The organism is Microbacterium esteraromaticum (assembly GCF_028747645.1).
Classification (GTDB): domain Bacteria; phylum Actinomycetota; class Actinomycetes; order Actinomycetales; family Microbacteriaceae; genus Microbacterium; species Microbacterium esteraromaticum_C.
This window is the reverse complement of the sequence record NZ_CP118100.1, coordinates 2,703,054-2,718,982: the sequence shown is the minus strand read 5'-3', so window position 1 is coordinate 2,718,982 and position 15,929 is coordinate 2,703,054. Positions and strand designations below refer to the sequence as shown.

Annotated in this window: 15 protein-coding genes; 6 read left to right on the top strand and 9 right to left on the bottom strand. The window is 68.8% G+C overall.

The annotated features are described in order from the left end of the window. Positions 1-36: 36 nt before the first annotated feature. Complete coding sequence (ykgO, locus tag PTQ19_RS13120) at positions 37-159, top strand: type B 50S ribosomal protein L36 (protein WP_023951906.1); 123 nt, start codon at positions 37-39, stop codon at positions 157-159. Positions 160-195: 36 nt separating this feature from the next. Here ykgO and PTQ19_RS13115 read toward each other — a convergent pair whose 3' ends face one another. Continuing rightward, positions 196-867 (bottom strand): response regulator, encoded by a 672-nt coding sequence (locus PTQ19_RS13115; RefSeq protein WP_274367643.1) that lies wholly within the window; start codon positions 865-867, stop codon positions 196-198. Then, positions 864-1,994, bottom strand: coding sequence for a sensor histidine kinase (locus tag PTQ19_RS13110; protein WP_274367642.1), 1,131 nt, complete (start codon positions 1,992-1,994; stop codon positions 864-866). The genes PTQ19_RS13115 and PTQ19_RS13110 overlap by 4 nt, the downstream gene beginning before the upstream one ends. A 175-nt stretch (positions 1,995-2,169) precedes the next feature. Here PTQ19_RS13110 and PTQ19_RS13105 point away from each other — a divergent pair, with 175 nt between their 5' ends. From PTQ19_RS13105 to PTQ19_RS13085, 5 genes are all read left to right on the top strand, one after another. Beyond that, on the top strand, positions 2,170-2,862 hold the full coding sequence (locus PTQ19_RS13105; RefSeq protein ID WP_274367641.1) for an ABC transporter ATP-binding protein: 693 nt from the start codon (positions 2,170-2,172) through the stop codon (positions 2,860-2,862). Next, on the top strand, positions 2,859-4,157 hold the full coding sequence (locus tag PTQ19_RS13100) for an ABC transporter permease (protein ID WP_274367640.1): 1,299 nt from the start codon (positions 2,859-2,861) through the stop codon (positions 4,155-4,157). Before PTQ19_RS13105 ends, PTQ19_RS13100 begins: the two co-directional genes overlap by 4 nt. Before the next feature lie 99 nt (positions 4,158-4,256). Beyond that, positions 4,257-5,645 (top strand): FAD-dependent oxidoreductase, encoded by a 1,389-nt coding sequence (locus tag PTQ19_RS13095; protein ID WP_274367639.1) that lies wholly within the window; start codon positions 4,257-4,259, stop codon positions 5,643-5,645. 10 nt (positions 5,646-5,655) lie between these two features. Beyond that, the gene (locus PTQ19_RS13090) at positions 5,656-6,933 is read left to right on the top strand and encodes a cation:proton antiporter (protein ID WP_274367638.1); all 1,278 of its coding nucleotides are present in this window, start codon (positions 5,656-5,658) and stop codon (positions 6,931-6,933) included. Further along, complete coding sequence (locus tag PTQ19_RS13085; RefSeq protein WP_274367637.1) at positions 6,930-7,847, top strand: phosphotransferase; 918 nt, start codon at positions 6,930-6,932, stop codon at positions 7,845-7,847. The genes PTQ19_RS13090 and PTQ19_RS13085 overlap by 4 nt, the downstream gene beginning before the upstream one ends. On the opposite strand, the gene PTQ19_RS13080 is transcribed toward PTQ19_RS13085, so the two are convergent. From PTQ19_RS13080 to PTQ19_RS13050, 7 genes are all read right to left on the bottom strand, one after another. Further along, a complete protein-coding gene (locus tag PTQ19_RS13080) occupies positions 7,807-8,484 on the bottom strand; it encodes a GntR family transcriptional regulator (RefSeq protein WP_274367636.1) in 678 nt (225 codons plus the stop codon). The two genes, PTQ19_RS13085 and PTQ19_RS13080, sit on opposite strands and share 41 nt — an antisense overlap. Positions 8,485-8,553: 69 nt before the next feature. Next, positions 8,554-9,459, bottom strand: coding sequence for a dihydrodipicolinate synthase family protein (locus PTQ19_RS13075; RefSeq protein ID WP_274367635.1), 906 nt, complete (start codon positions 9,457-9,459; stop codon positions 8,554-8,556). A gap of 54 nt (positions 9,460-9,513) precedes the next feature. Then, positions 9,514-11,001, bottom strand: a complete 1,488-nt coding sequence (locus tag PTQ19_RS13070) for an aminopeptidase P family protein (protein WP_274367634.1) — start codon at positions 10,999-11,001, stop codon at positions 9,514-9,516. A gap of 4 nt (positions 11,002-11,005) precedes the next feature. Next, on the bottom strand, positions 11,006-12,322 hold the full coding sequence (locus PTQ19_RS13065; RefSeq protein WP_274367633.1) for an alpha/beta fold hydrolase: 1,317 nt from the start codon (positions 12,320-12,322) through the stop codon (positions 11,006-11,008). Next, complete coding sequence (locus tag PTQ19_RS13060) at positions 12,312-13,277, bottom strand: ABC transporter permease (protein WP_274367632.1); 966 nt, start codon at positions 13,275-13,277, stop codon at positions 12,312-12,314. The genes PTQ19_RS13065 and PTQ19_RS13060 overlap by 11 nt, the downstream gene beginning before the upstream one ends. Continuing rightward, entirely contained in the window at positions 13,274-14,233 is a 960-nt protein-coding gene (locus tag PTQ19_RS13055; RefSeq protein WP_179409979.1) for an ABC transporter permease, read from the bottom strand. Before PTQ19_RS13055 ends, PTQ19_RS13060 begins: the two co-directional genes overlap by 4 nt. Then, positions 14,230-15,882, bottom strand: coding sequence for an ABC transporter ATP-binding protein (locus PTQ19_RS13050; RefSeq protein WP_274367631.1), 1,653 nt, complete (start codon positions 15,880-15,882; stop codon positions 14,230-14,232). Before PTQ19_RS13050 ends, PTQ19_RS13055 begins: the two co-directional genes overlap by 4 nt. Positions 15,883-15,929: the final 47 nt, after the last annotated feature.

The following is a 15,929-nucleotide window of genomic DNA, read 5'->3' as shown; positions in this document are numbered from 1 at the left end:
TTGAGAATGATAACGGTTCTCAATAGTGAGGTGGATATGAAGGTTCGCGCATCGATCAAGTCGCTCAAGAATCAGCCCGGCGCACAGGTAGTGCGGCGCAGGGGGCGGGTGTACGTGATCAACAAGCTCAATCCCCGTTTCAAGGGGCGCCAAGGCTGACCGCCTGCCGCCGTCAGTACCGCGGCGTTGCTGCGTCTAGCGCGCTCCGGCGCGCACGACACCGTTCTCGTACGCCCACACGACGACCTGGGCGCGATCGTGCGCGCCGAGTTTCGCCATGATGCGGTTCACATGCGTCTTGGCGGTGTGCGGCGAGATCACCAGATCGGCGGCGATCTCGGCGTTCGACATGCCGCGAGCGACCAGCCGCAGGATCTCGTGCTCGCGCGGTGTGAGCGGCTCATCGAGCACCTGCTGCTCGCCGGGTTCGTGCGTGACGGGCCCGGCGAGGTAGCGCGAGATCAGGCTGCGGGTGGCGGCTGGTGAGAGCAGCGCCTCGCCCGCATGGACGGTGCGCACCGCGTCGGCGATCTCGTCGGGGTCGGCGCCCTTGCCGAGAAAGCCGCTCGCTCCGGCTCGGAGTGCGGCGGCGACGTTCTCCTCGTCTTCGAACGTGGTGAGCATGAGCACCCGCGTCGAACACAAGTCGGGCTCGGCGCAGATGGCACTGGTCGCGGCGATGCCGTCGACACCGGGCATCCGCACGTCCATCAGCACCACGTCGGGACGCATGCTGCGTGCCATCCTGATCGCGGTGCCGCCCTCGGCGGCCTCACCGACCACATCGAGGTCGGCCGCCGCCCCGAGGATCTGCGCCACCGCGCCGCGGATCAACGGCTGGTCGTCCACCACGAGCACCCGGATCATGCGCGCACCTGCGCAGCCAGCGGAACGCGCACACTCAACGCGTGCTCGTCGCCAACCCGACCGGCCTCGAGCACCCCGCCTGCCTCCTCCACGCGCTCGCGCATGCCGAGCAGGCCGTAGCTCGCGCCCACGGAGGTGTGTGTCGGGGCTGTGGGGCCCACCCGGTTCCGCACCTCGACGCGCACCTGCTCAGGAGTGACCGTGATGCCCAGCCGCGCGTCGCCATCGCCGTGCTTCATCGCGTTCGTGAGCCCCTCCTGCACCACCCGATACGCCAGCACGTCGACCGGTGCGGGCAACGCCGCGACATCACCGTCAACGCGCACGTCGACCTCGAGACCCGCCGTGGCGAAGTCGCCGACGAGCTCATCGAGCGATGCCAGTCCGACGACCGTCTGCTCGCGCAGCGAGCCGAGCAGGGCGCCGATGTCGGTCAGCACGGCCCGCGAAGCGGAACGGATCGTCGACAGTGCCTCCTGTGCGGCCTGAGGGTTGCTCTCCAGCGTGCTGCTGGCCACGCCGGCGCTCAGGCTCATCACCGAGATGCGGTGCGCCACCGAATCGTGCAGGTCCCGCGCGATGCGCAGTCGGTCCTCGGCGACGGCACGCGCGGCCTCGGCCTCTCGGGTCTGCTCCGCCCGCAGGGCCCGCAGCGTGAGCTCGTCGGTGTACGCGCGCCTCGTGCGCGCGGCATCCGCCAGCGCCATCGCGATGCCGCACACCAGGCCGGACTGTGCCAGTGCCGCACCGAACGAGACATCCTGCCCCACCGATACGGCGACGGCGAGCACGACTGCGCAGCCGGCCGTCAGCATCCATCCGCGCCATCGCGGCACCACCGACGCCGCCGAGAACAGGGCGAACGCGGGAGCGACGATCGTCCCCGCACCCGAGGGTGGAAGCAGTGTCGCCACGACGCTGCACACGATCACCGCGGCGAGCACGGTGCGCGGATAGCGTCGGCGCACGAACATCAGTGCCGCGGGCGCACTCGTCGCCACGACCCAGGCGGGGCTGATCTCGCCCGGGCGGAAGGCGACGACCGCTGCGTTGAACGCCACGATCAGCGCGGATGCAACGACATCGTGCACCCAGGCGGGCACGCGCAGTCCTGGTTCGCGGGTCACACTCACCATTCCAGCATGCCGGTCCTGGCCGCGGCGCTCATGCCCCCAACGCGGCATTCCCGCCTACTGCGATCGCGGTACACCGATGCCCGCGTTCGGGCGATGTGCGCTTCGGCGGCCGCGGCGAGGGTGGAACACGTCGGCGAAACCGCCGACGCGATACCGAGGAGCAGCAATGACGACACCCGTCCTGTCCGTGCGAGACGTGCGAAAGACGTACGGCCGCGGACCCACCCGTTTCGAGGCGCTGAAGGGCGTCTCGCTCGACATCGCCGAGGGGGAGAGCATCGCCCTCGTCGGCAAGAGCGGCTCGGGCAAGTCGACGCTCACGCACATTCTCGCGCTCATGGACGCCCCCACCGAGGGAACCGTGATGCTCGACGGTGCGGATGCCGGACGCATGAGCGCGCGTCAGCTGAACCGGGCCCGCAACCGGCTCTTCGGCTTCGTGTTCCAGCAGTTCTTCCTCACGCCCAAGCAGTCCGTGCTCGACAACGTCACGATGCCGCTGAAGATCGCGGGCGTGCCGGCGCGGGAGCGCGCGCAGCGCGGCATGGAGGTGCTGCGGCAGGTGCAGCTGGCCGACAAGGCGCGCAACCGGGCCGTCGATCTTTCGGGCGGGCAGAAGCAGCGGGTGGCGATCGCCAGGGCGCTGGTCAACCGGCCGCGCATCCTGCTGGCCGACGAGCCCACCGGCAACCTCGACTCGCGTACGGGGCAGGTGGTCGAAGACATCCTGTTCGGACTCAACCGCGAGCACGGCATCACCCTCGTCGTCGTCACGCACGACGACGAACTGGCCGCACGGTGCGGCCGACAGATCCAGATCCACGACGGCGCGATCGTCACCCCGGAGGTCACCCGATGAGAATCAACGACACGATCGGCACGGCGGTCGGCAATACGTTCCGTTCGAAGACCCGCACCCTGCTCACGGTGCTCGCCATCTTCGTCGGAGCCTTCACCCTCACCCTGACGAGCGCGCTCGGCGCGGGCATCAACGGCTACATCACCGAGACGGTCGATGGGTTCGGCGTGCGCGATGTGATGAGCGCGTACAAGGAGCAGAACGCGGCCCCGTCGGACGAGCCGCAGGAGTACGAGCCCGCCGACCGGGCGGGTGCAGACGGACGTGGTGCGCAGGTCGCCGCGAGCTATCTCACGCAGGACGACCTCGACGATATCGCTGACATCGAGGGGGTCGAGTCGGTCGAGCCCACGCTCTCGACCACCGTCGACTCCATCGCGCACGATGGCGGGACGCCGTACTCGATCATGGCCGTGCAGCTCGTGCCCGGCCAGAACCTGCAGCTCGACGAGGGTGAGACCCCCGCGTACGAGTCCGGCCGCGCCGAGGTCGCCATCCCGGCCGCGTTCGTCGACGCCCTCGGCTTCGACGACGCGTCGAGTGCGGTGGGTGAGATGCTCACGCTCGGAGTGTCGGATGCCGATGGTGACCCGCATGCCTTCGACGCCCGCATCACGGGTGTCATCGGCGACGGGTTCGCGATGGGCATGCCGACCAACGTGCTCTCACTCAATCGCTCGGCGGCGGTGACGATCTCGGCGCTGAACCAGCTGGGTATGGCCGATGAACTCACCGACCTGTACACGAACGCGTTCGTGCACTTCGATGCCGCGGCGACGGATGCCGAGATCGAGGCGCTGCAGGATCGCCTGGCAGACGCGGGCTTCGCGTCGTCGACCGTGCAGCAGCAGCTGGGCATGATCACCTCGGTGGTCGACGGCATCGTGTTCGTGCTGAACGCCTTCGCCATCATCGCGCTGCTCGCCGCCGCCTTCGGCATCGTCAACACGCTGTACATGTCGGTGCAGGAGCGCACCCGTGAGATCGGTCTGATGAAGGCGATCGGGTTGGGTTCCGGTCACGTGTTCGGCCTGTTCTCGATCGAGGCGGTGTTCATCGGGCTGCTGGGCAGCACGATCGGCGTGCTGCTCGCCGTGCTCGCAGCGCTCGGCGTGAGTGCGGGAATGGCCGGGTCGTTCCTGGCCGACTTCGATGGGCTGCAGCTGTTCCGCTTCGAGCCGGTCGCCATCGCGGCGACCGTGGCGACGATCCTGCTGCTGGCGTTCCTCGCCGGAACGCTGCCCGCGGTGCGTGCCGCGCGACAGGACCCGGTGACGTCGTTGCGATACGAATGACGAACAAACGGATGCCATTAGGTTAGCCTTGCCTAATTAGAGCGTTCATGGGGTGGTGGGTGCGATGCGCCCACCACCCTTTCACCTGAGGAGACAGCTATGCGCGTCGCAGTGATCGGAGCCGGCCCGGCCGGCATCTATGCCGCCAACATCCTGACCGCCGAGTACGACGGCGCCAGCGTCGACGTCTTCGACCGGTTGCCCGCCCCCTACGGGCTCGTGCGCTACGGAGTCGCCCCCGATCACCCGCGCATCAAGGAGATCATCCGCGCGCTGTCGCTCATTCTGGCCAAACCCGGCATCCGCTTCGTCGGCAACGTCGAGTACGGGCGCGACATCACCCTGGATGAGCTGCGGATGTTCTACGACGCCGTCATCTTCGCCACGGGCGCCGCGGCCGACCGTTCGCTCGACATTCCCGGCATCCACCTGCCCGGCAGCTTCGGCGCCGCCGATTTCGTCTCGTGGTACGACGGGCATCCCGACGTGGCGCGGGACTGGCCTCTGGATGCCCGGCAGGTCGCCGTCATCGGAGCGGGGAACGTCGCGCTCGATGTGGCGCGGATGCTCGCCAAGACCGCGCACGAGCAACTCGTCACCGAGATCCCCGACAACGTCTATGCGGGGCTCGCGGCCAACCGCGGCACGGACATCCATGTCTTCGCGCGCCGTGGTCCCGCGCAGTTGAAGTTCACTCCGCTCGAACTGCGCGAGCTCGCGCACTCGCCGACCGTCGACGTCGTCGTGCACCCGGAGGGCTTCGAGATCGACGAGTCCGGCGAGCGCGCCGCCCAGCAGAACCGTCAGACCAAACAGGTGCTCAACACGCTCATGCAGTGGCTCGGCGAGCCTGCGGGCGACAAGCCGCATCGCATCCACCTGCACTTCTGCGAAGCTCCGGTGGCGGTACTCGGCGACGAGCGGGTCGAGGGGCTGCGCACGGCGCGCACCGAACTGCGCGCCGACGGCACGGCGCACCTGACCGAACAGCACACCGACTGGCCGGTGCAGGCGGTCTACCGCGCCGTCGGGTACCTGTCATCGGCAGTGCCGGAGGTGCCCTTCGACGCCGAGGCCGGGGTGATCCCGAATCGTGCGGGGCGCGTCGTCGGTGACGACGGTGCTGTCGTGCCGGCCACCTATGTCACCGGCTGGATCAAGCGCGGCCCGGTGGGGTTGATCGGTCACACCAAGTCCGACGCGGCCGAGACGATCGCCAACCTGCTCGCCGACCGTGACCGGCTCACCCCCGCGCCCTCGCCCGACCCGGATGCCGTGCTGGCCTTTCTCTCGGGCAAGGGCATCGTGCACACCGACGGCGCCGGGTGGGCCCGACTCGACGCACACGAACGCCTGCTCGGTGAGCAGGCGCAGCGCGCGCGGATCAAGGTCGTCGAACGCGACGAGATGGTGCGTATCGCGCGAGCCGAGCACAGAGCCGCTGTGACGTCCGCGCTGGTGCTGGCCGAGCCACCGGGACTCCGCTAACGTCCGAAGCATGACCGCCGTGCTCACCGTGCTGCTCGCCCTCGGCGTGTGGAGTGCGCTGTCGGGACGCCTGCAGCGTGCGGGCGTCACCGCGGCGCTGTTCCTCGCCGTCGTCGGCGTGCTCGCCGCCGTCGTGCTGCCCGAGGCGTTCGACTTCGACATCGAGCCCTCCGTCGCCGAGCGCATCGCCGAGGTGGCACTCGTGCTGCTGCTGTTCAGTGACGCGATGCGCATCGACCTGCGGGCCCTGCGTCGACAGGTGATGTGGCCCAGCCGGCTGCTGCTCATCGGCCTGCCGCTGACGATTGCGGCGGGCATCGGCGTGGGGCTGCTCGTGTTTCCCGATGTCGCCGTGATCTCGGTGATCCTGATCGCCGTGATGCTGGCGCCGACCGATGCCGCGCTCGGGCAGCGGGTCGTCGAAGACCAGGCCGTACCCCCGCGCGTGCGCCAGGCCCTCGACGTCGAGAGCGGACTGAACGACGGCATCGTGGTGCCGCTGTTCCTCGTTGCGCTGTCGATCGCGAACGCCGAGCTCGAGGCGAGCATCCCGTCTGCCGTGGCGGCGAACGTCGCCGCTCAGATCGGGTGGGGTCTCGTCGCCGGGGTGGTCGCGGGCGTCGCCGGCGGGATGCTGTTCCGCCTGGCCGAAGCGAAGGGATGGTTCGATGAGCGCTGGCGCCTGATCTTTCCACTCATCGCCGCTCTGAGCGCGCTCGCGGTCGCCGAGATTCTCGGCGGCAGCGGCTTCATCGCCGCGTTCGTCGGCGGACTCGCGTTCGGCCGTGCGGCCGGCCCATCGCGCACGCACGCCGGCGTGTTCACCGAGAGCGCCGGCGACCTGCTCGCCGCGGTGACGTGGGTGATCTTCGGCGCCGTCGCCGTCACGCTGGCGTTGCCGTTGATCACATGGCAGGTGCTGCTGTACGCCCTGCTGAGCCTGACCCTGGTGCGGATGCTGCCGGTCGCGCTGGCCTTGAGCGGCCGTCGCGTGGGAGCGCCGACGGTCGCCTTCATCGGCTGGTTCGGCCCCAGAGGGCTGGCATCGCTGGTGTTCCTGCTCATCGCGATCGGTGAGGGGGTGCCCGGCGACGACGTCGTCGTCCCCACGATCGTCACGACCGTGGCGCTCAGCATTCTGCTGCACGCGCTCACGTCGGTCCCGTTGATCGGCCGCTATCACCGGTGGGCGCAGTCGCGCGCATCCGCCGACCCGCTCGCGGCCGAGTCCGTGCCGACGGACGTACCGCGCCGACGGCACGAGTCCCGTGGTTCGATAGCGGGATGACCGTCGACGCACGCACCCTCGTCCAGCGCCTCTGTGGCCCGCACGCGCGCATCGAGCGCACCTTCGAGGGGTTCTACGCGAAGGTGCACGTCGTTGATCTGGGCGACGGTTCGCGACGGGTCGTGAAGTGCTTCCACCGCCGCGGCATCGCCGAAGGCGAGGCACGAGCGCTCGCGCGGCTCGCGGCGGCGACACCCAGCGGGGTCGCTGTGCCGCGGGTGATGCAGGTGGAACTGGGCGGTGAGCCCGAGACGATCGTGCAGACGTACGTCGACGGCACCGCCGTCGCCGACGTCGAGATCGCGGCATCGGATGCCCGTGACGCGCTCGCCGAGCAGATCGTCGACCTCGTCGATGCCTGGTCCGCTCACCGGGGAGAGGCGTTCGACGACAGGCAGGGGCGTGCGCATGAGCGGTTCGCCGACAGCTTCCGCGCCGACGTCGCCGTGCTGTCGTCGTGGCTGGGCACCGCCGAGGGGGAGGAGATCGCCACGGACGTGCGAGAGGGGCTGTACGCCACGGTGACGCTGATCGACGACCTCCTCGCCCCGCTCGAGGGCGATCCGCCCGTGTTCATCCACGACGACTGCCACGCGGGCAACTTCCTCGTCGACGACGACGGAGCGCTGTGTGGTGTCATCGACCCCGGCGCGGCGCGGTTCAGCCACCGCGAGATGGACCTGTTCCACCTCGCCGACGCGGCCCCGCAGCTCGAACTGTGGAACCGCGCGGCGGCGCGGCATCCGCTCCCCGCGGGTGGTGAGGCGCGACGACTGCTGTTCAGCCTGTGGGACGACGTCTCGCACGCACGCCTCGCCGGATGGCGCGACGACGACTGGTTCCGCCGCAAGCTCGACGCCCTCGACGGCGCGCTCAGGACTCCGACTCGTCGCGGCCTGCCCACCAGCCGATGACGTGGCCGATGTGGCGATGCATGACAGCCTCTGCCTGTTCACCGTCACCGGCTTCGAGAAGATCGAGCAGCTCGTGGTGCTCGGCGGCCGAGATCGACAGCTCTTCCGTCGCCAGCATGCCGGCCAGGCCGGGCAGACGCGTCTCTTTGCGCAGCTGCGAGATCAGGCTCGTCAGCCGCGGGTTGTCGCTGTGCGCATTGACCGCTTCGTGGAAGGCGCGATCGGCTTCGAGATAGCTCGTGAGGTCGCCCTGTGCGGCGCCGGCGACGATGGCATCGGCCGTCTCGCGCAGCTCGGCGAACGCCTGGGTGGGGATCTCGCCGGCGAGTTGACGCATCAGCGGCGGCTCGAGCAGGCGGCGCACCGCGACGATGTTGGCGACGTCCTCGTCGCGAACCGTGGTGACACGGAACCCCTTGTTGCGCACGGCCTCGACGAAGCCGAGCTTCTCGAGGTTGAGCATCGCCTCGCGCACCGGGGTCGCCGACACGTTGAACCGTGCGGCCAGCGCCGGGGCCGAGAACAGCTCACCGGCGGGCATCTCTCCCGAGCGGATGGCGGCCTCGAGGGCGACTTCCACGCGCTCTCTGAGATTCTGCACCGGCGGGAGCGGGGTGACGACGGAGAACTGCGACATGTGTTTGGCCGATCAGAGAGACGTAGGCAGTGCCATTTGGTATGGCACTGCCTACGAAACTAGCACCGGTCAGGCGCCGTAGCCCTTTGCGGCGGCCTCTTCGGTGTCGGCGATGATTCGATCGGCGACGTCCTTCGGCAGGGGCAGGCGCGGCGGACGGCTGGGGCCGCCGTACAGGCCCAGAACGTCCATCGACAGCTTGATCGACTCGACGAACTCGGTCTTCGTGTCCCAGCGCAGCAGCTTGTGCAGGTCACGGTAGATCACCTTCGCCCGCTCCAGATCGCGGACATCGCCGGACGTCGAGAGGCGGTACAGCTCGACCGTCGCGCGCGGGATGGCGTTCGGGTACCCCGCGACCCATCCCACGGCGCCGGCGATGCCGACTTCGAGCACGCTGTCGTCGGTGCCGATCAGGATGTCGATGCTGGGTGCGAGCTCCTTGATCTCGTAGATGCGGCGCGGATCACCGGTGAACTCCTTGACACCCACCATGTGGCCCGCCGCGTGAATCTCGGCGATCAGGTCGGGAACGAGGTCGACCTTGGTGTCGATCGGGTTGTTGTACCCGACGATCGGGAGCCCGGCCGCGGCCACCGTCGCGTAGTGGTGCTTGACCTGTTCACGGTTGGCCCGGTACGTGTTCGGGGGCAGCAGCATGACGCAGTCGGCGCCGGCCTCGGCCGCCTGCTCGGCCCAGTGCGCGGACTGCAGAGCGCCGTAGGCTCCGACTCCCGCCATCACCGAGAAGCCCTTCGGTGCGGCGTCGACCGCCGTGCGGATGACCTGCGCGCGCTCCTGCTCGCTCAGGTTCTGGTACTCGCCGAGAGAGCCGTTGGGAGCGATGCCGTCGCAGCCGTTGTCGGCCAGGAACCGCACGTGCTCTGCGAACCGGTCGTAGTCGACGGAGAGATCCTCGGTGAACGGGAGTGCCGACGCGACGATCACGCCGTGCCAGGGAGCCTTCTGAGACATCCTTGTTCCTTTCCGGCAGGGGCGGCACCTGCGCCGCCTATGCCATGTAACATACTACAGGACGGAATCCATCCAGTGCTCCAGCCCCGCCGCATCGATCGGCAAAGCGGCACTGAGCACCTCATGGCCCTCGGGAGTCACGACGACATCGTCCTCGATACGGACCCCGATGCCGCGAAGCTCGGGCGGTACAGTCTCATCCCAGGCGTGGAAGTACAGCCCCGGTTCGACGGTCAGTGCCATCCCCGGCCGCATCCGCGCTTCGAAGTACTGCGCGTACGACGCGGCGCCGCAATCGTGCACGTCGAGCCCGAGATGATGCCCGACCCCGCACACGATGTACCGCCGATGGTGCTGCCCCTCGGCGTGCAACGCCTCATCGACCGAGACCGGGAGCATGCCCCAGTCATGCAGTCCCTGCGCCAGTACCTCCATGCACGCCGTGTGGAAATCACGCCAGTCCCGACCCGGCGCCACGGCGGCGAGCCCAGCCCGGTGAGAGCGTTCCACGAGGTCGTGCACCTCGCGCTGCGCCGTGCTGAAGCGGCCGCTCGCGGGGATCGTGCGCGTCACATCCGCGGTGTACCCGCTGCGGTTCTCCACTCCCATATCCAGCAGCAGCAGGGCGTCCGGATCGACGTGGCCGTCCGCGCGGACCCAGTGCAGGATCGGGGCGTTCGCCCCCGACCCGACGATCGACGCGTACCCCGGCGCCTGACCCACCGTCCGCGCATGCCGGTCGAAGGTGCCCTGCAGCCAGCGCTCGCCGCCGGACTCGACGGCGCGCGGGATCTCCCGTCGCACAGCGGCGAATCCATCGATCGTGTGGGTCACCGCTGAGCGCAGTTCGGCCAGCTCCCAGGCATCCTTCTCGACGCGCAGTTCGGCCAGCGTGCGTGCGAGCAGCGGTGAGCGGTGGCGGCCGCCCAGACGCGCGCCGGTGCCGGCGCCGACGACGGCGTGACCCGCGATCAGTGCGTCGGTGGGGACGCTCAGCTCGTCGAGCGTACGCACCTTCAGATCGAGAGCGGATGCCAGCTCTGCCGCACCCGGAAGTGGGCCGACCCACAATTCGCCATGCGCAGCATCCGCGTGGAACGCCGCAGCACCCGGACGGGCCGGGGGAGTGATGTACAGCGTCGCATCGTGACCGCCCGCGGCGGGCGTCATCACCAGAACGCCATCCTCGACCGCGAATCCGGTCAGCCAGAGGAAGTCGCTGTGTGCCCGGAACTCGAAGAAGTTGTCGTGCACCCGCGCCTGGGCGCGTCCGGCCAGCACGACCAGCGACTGCCCGGGCATCGCGTGCGACAGCCGCTCGCGGTGCCGGCGGGCGGCGTCGGCCGCGCCGGGCTCGACCCGCGCCGTGCGGTCGGCGTCACCCCAGCCGGTGCGCATCCACTCGGCGAAGCCGGGAGCCTTCGCCAGTGACGGCATCCGAGGGTCGGTCGTGGCCGAGCGCGGATTGGGGATGCTCCCCTCCCAGTCCACGACATGGACGGTGTCGTCGTAGCGGGCGCCGTGAGCGTGCGTGCCGGTCAATTCATCACTCCTGATCGTCGGTCGAGCGTGTGCGCGCCGTGCCCCCGAGTCGTCGCTCGAGTGCGGTGAAGAGACGGTCGGCAACGCCGGCGCGCGTGATGCCGTCGTGTTCGTGCTCGTTGGTCACCCAGGCGTGCAGACCGCCCACGTGTGCTGCCGTGTCGAGCGAGAGTCCGGCATCGACGTACATGTCGTCGAAGTAGACGACTGCTTCGACGGGCACCTCGTTCGCACCCAGACGCGCGTGGTCGTACAGTTCGATGGGCCACTCCCGCGTCGCGAGCTCTTCGACGCCCGCGCGGAACCCGCGCAGCGCACGGATCTCGTCGAACATCCACGGAAACACCATCTCACCCGTGAACATCAGCGGGCGGGCCGTATCCGAGAACTCCTCGTGCCTCTCGCGCTCGGCCTGCGCCGCCCACCCGGTGGGGCCCGTGCCGTAGATGCTCTCCTGCAGTGCGATGAACAGCGGGTTCGTAGCGAACGCCGTCGCCGAACCGACCGTGGCGAGGAACGTGTCACTCAACCGCGTCTCGGCGCGATCGGCGAACGCTTCGTCGAAGAGCCAGTGCACCCGGTCGGGCCCCGGGGCCATGCCGAAGTCCAGCCCCAGCGTCTGCAAGCGTCGCACGGTGAGTCGGTCGCCGTCGGGCAACAGCACCTCGTCGTCGGCCAGCAGGTCGGCCACCCGCCCGATGCGCTCGACCAGGTGTGGTGCACGCTCGCGGAACAGCCGGTTCTTGACCGCCACGCGCGGGAACGTGCGACGGTAGACCTCGGCGGCGTCCGGATGCAGCGAGGGCAGCCCGCCCGCCACGGCCGAGGCGACGATCGCCTGCGGTGCCGTCGACAGGTAGTGCAGGGTGAGAAAACCGCCGTAGCTCTGCCCGATCGTCCACCATTGCCGACCCTCGTAGTGGGTAGCGCGCAGCGCCTCGAAGTCGCGCACGATGGCATCCGCCCGATGCAACGAGAGGCGTCGAGCCGCCTCGCCGGCCGGCATGCTCGCGAACTGCGCACCCGACAGTGGCGTCGAGCGCCCCGTGCCGCGCTGATCGGGCATGATGAGCCGGAATCGCGAGAGCGCAGCATCCATCCAGGCATCGCGGCCCAGCGGGCGCGTGCCTTTGCCGCCCGGCCCGCCCTGCAGATGCAGCAGCAACGGCAGGTCGTCGTTCCGACGCTCGGCCGCGACGAACTCGCGGGCGAAGATCTCGATCGTCTCGCCGTCGGGATCGTTCCAGTCGAGCGGGACGGTCGTCCACACGTCGCGGGCGACGATGTCGTCGCCGATGAAGTACCAGGCGTCAGTGTGCACGAGTTCTCACCCGGGAATCGAGCAGCGCGTAGAACAGGTCGACCACGAGGTTCGACACCGCCACGAAGACGCCGCCCAGCAGCACGATGGCGATCACCACCGGACGGTCCTGCATCGAGACGCTCGAGATCGCGAGCGCTCCCACGCCCTGCAGACCGAAGACCTGTTCGATGACGATCACGCCACCGAGCATGAGGCCGATGTCGATCCCCAGCTGCGTCACCAGCGGCGGCATCGCGCTGCGGAACGCGTGCACATAGATCACGCGGCGTTCCGTGAGGCCCTTCGCGCGCGCGGTGCGCACATAGTCCTCGCCGAGCACATCGAGCATCTGCCCGCGGGTCAGCCGCGCGTAGACGGCCGCCGTTACGAGCGCGAGCGTCAGCCACGGGAGCATCAGATGCCAGGCCCACTGCAGCGGATCGGTCGTGAAGGGAACGTAGCCGGACGGGGGGAACAGTGTGATCCCGAAGCGAGTGGGCAGGAAGTACAGCGTGTACAGCGCGAGCATGCCGAGCACGAATGTCGGAAAGCTGATGCCGACGAGCGCGAACGCCTGTCCGAGCCGGTCTCGCACGCTGCCGGGGCGCTTGGCCGAGGCGAGACCGATCGGGATGCCGATCGCGAGCCAGACCACGACCCCGCCGAACACCAGCGACATCGTCACCGGAATGCGGGACATCACCAGCTCGGCCACCGGCAGGCTCGAGCGGTACGAGTACCCGAGATCGCCCTGCAGCAGGCTGCCGAGAAAGATCAGGTACTGCTCCCAGATCGGCTTGTCGAGCCCGCGGTTCACCCGGATCTGCGCCATCAGCTCTTCGGTGGCCTTGTCGCCGGCGATGATGCGGGCCGGGTCGGACGGCGTGACGTAGAAGAGCACGAAGACGAAGATGCTTAGCAGGAACAGCACCAGCAGGCCGAAGCCGATGCGCGAGAGGATGTAGCGGATCATGCCCGGGCTCCCTTCGTCGATGACGGGTCGAGCGCGTCGCGCAGACCGTCGCCCAGCAGGTTGAACGTGAGGGTGAGGGTCAGCAGGGCCAGTCCGGGGACGAGCACCATCCAGGGTGCGACCATGTACATGGACCCGTTCGCGGCATCCGCGAGCATGTTGCCCCAGCTGGGGGTCGGCGGCACGATGCCCAGACCCAGGAATGACAGCGTCGCCTCGAACACGATCGCCGCGGGGATCATCAGGGTCGTGTACACGACGATCGGGACCACCAGGTTCGGCAGCACGTCGCGGAACATCGTCGCCACGCCGGACTGACCCATCGAGCGGGCCGTCTCGATGAACTCCCGCTCACGCAGCGCGAGCACCTGACCCCGGATGACGCGGGCGAGTCCTGCCCAGCTAAAGAACACGATTACGGCGATCGAGAGTTGAAGACTCGGGCCGAGCACCGAGACCGTCGCGATCGCGACCAGCAGGAACGGCACGCTCATCACGAGGTCGATCAGGCGGCTGAGCACGGTGTCGACGACACCGCCGGCGAAGCCTGCCGTCATGCCGACGAGGATGCCGATGGCCGATGCGGCGAGTGAGGCGGCCACGCCGACGAGAAGTGACACCTGCGCGCCGTAGGCGAGCCGCACCAGCACGTCGCGACCGAGCTGGTCGGTGCCCAGGAGGAACTCGCCATTCGGGGCCACCGGCATGCCGGAGGGAGACAACCCGGTCTCGCGGAACTGCTCGGTCGGTCCGTGTCCGGTCCACTGCGCGATCACCGGCGCGAGGAGGGCGAAGAGCACGATCAGCACGATCACAACCGCCGAGGCGATGCTCGCGGGGTCGCGACGCAGGCGCCTCATGGTCAGCTGCCACGAGTTCTTGGCCTCATTGGCGGCCTGCTCGGCTCCGCGGGACGGCACGAGCAGAGTCAGTGTCTCTTTGGAGAAGACGCTCATGCGCTGACCTCCTGCAACGTCGGGCCCTGTCTGTTCGTGCCCACGGCTTCGAGGAACGATGCGGCGAGCAGCTTCTTGGTGAAAGGTTCGCGCGGTGTGCGGTAGATGGTCTCGGCGTCGTCGAGTTCGATGATCCGCCCGTTCTCCATCACGGCGATGCGGTCGCACATGTGTCGGACGACGGCGAGGTCGTGCGAGATGAACAGGTAGGTCAGCCCCAGGTCGCGCTGCAGATCGTCGAGCAGCTGCAGGACCTGAGCTTGAACGGTCACGTCGAGCGCTGAGACGGGCTCGTCGAGGATCACGAGGTCGGGGTTCAGGGCGATGGCCCGCGCGATGCCGATGCGCTGCCGTTGGCCGCCGGAGAACTGTGCGGGAAAACGGTTGTAGTGGGCCGGGTCGAGACCGACCTGCTCGAGCAGTTCGAGCACGCGCTCCCGGCGCTGACGGGCGTTGCCGACTCGGTGGATCCGCAGAGGGTCCTCGACGATCGAACCGATCCGGCGTTTGGGATTCAGAGATGAGAACGGGTCCTGGAACACCACCTGCACGCGCTGGCGCAGCCTGCGCCAGTCGGCTCCGCGTACCTCGGCGAGATCCCTGCCGTCGAAGCGCACCGTCCCCTCCGAGGGGCGCACAAGACCGGCGATCGTGCGGGCGAGCGTGGTCTTGCCGCATCCGCTCTCACCGACCAGCCCGAGGGTCTCGCCACGGCGCACGTCGAGGCTGATGCGGTCCAGGACCGTCCGCTCCGCGCCGCGTCGTTGCGCGAACGACAGGCTCACCTCGGAGACCTGCGCGATCGGTGCCGGGTCATCGGCCGGCGCATCGGTCGCAGCGGCCGTGCGACCGAGCGGTGCCTGTCGCTCGCTCTGCGTGAACGACGACGACTCGATGAGCGAGATCGTGTACTGCTCACGGGGTGTGCGCAGCACCTGCGCGCTGCGGCCGAGCTCGACCTGCTCGCCGTGGTACATGACCATCACGCGGTCGGCGACGCTCGCCATCACACCCAGATCGTGGCTGATCATGAGCACCGTCGCCCCGAAGTCGTCCTTCATCTCGCCCAGCAGCTGCAGGATCTGCGCCTGCACTGTCGAGTCGAGCGCCGTGGTCGGCTCATCGGCGATGATGAGCTTCGGATCCAGCGACAGGCTCATTGCGATCATGACGCGCTGGCGCATACCGCCCGAGAACTGGTGGGGATACGCGTCGAAGCGCGAGGCGGCGTCGGCGATGTGCACTTTCCGGAGCAGCTCGATCGCCCGCGCCTTCGCGGCCTGCCTCGAGACCTTCTCGTGGGCCCGGATCTGCTCGACGATCTGCCAGCCGACCGTGTACTGCGGATGCAGGCTGGAGAGCGGGTCCTGGAAGATCATGCTGATCTCCTTGCCCCGCAGGCGGCGCAACCGCTCGGAGGGCAGCGTCAGCAGATCGTCGCCTTGAAATCGGACGCTCCCCGTGGTCACGGCTTTCGGGATCAGTCCCATCACTGACTGCACCAGCACCGACTTGCCCGACCCGGACTCGCCGACGATGCCGAAGAACTCGCCCTCGGCGACGTCGAACGACACGTCTTTGACGGCGTGCACGGTGCCGTTCTCGGTCGGGATGTCGACGTGCAGCCCGGACACTTCCAGAATCGACATGCGATCCTCCTCAGAATGCGGCCGCTGCGGCGCCGGGAGTGGCGCCG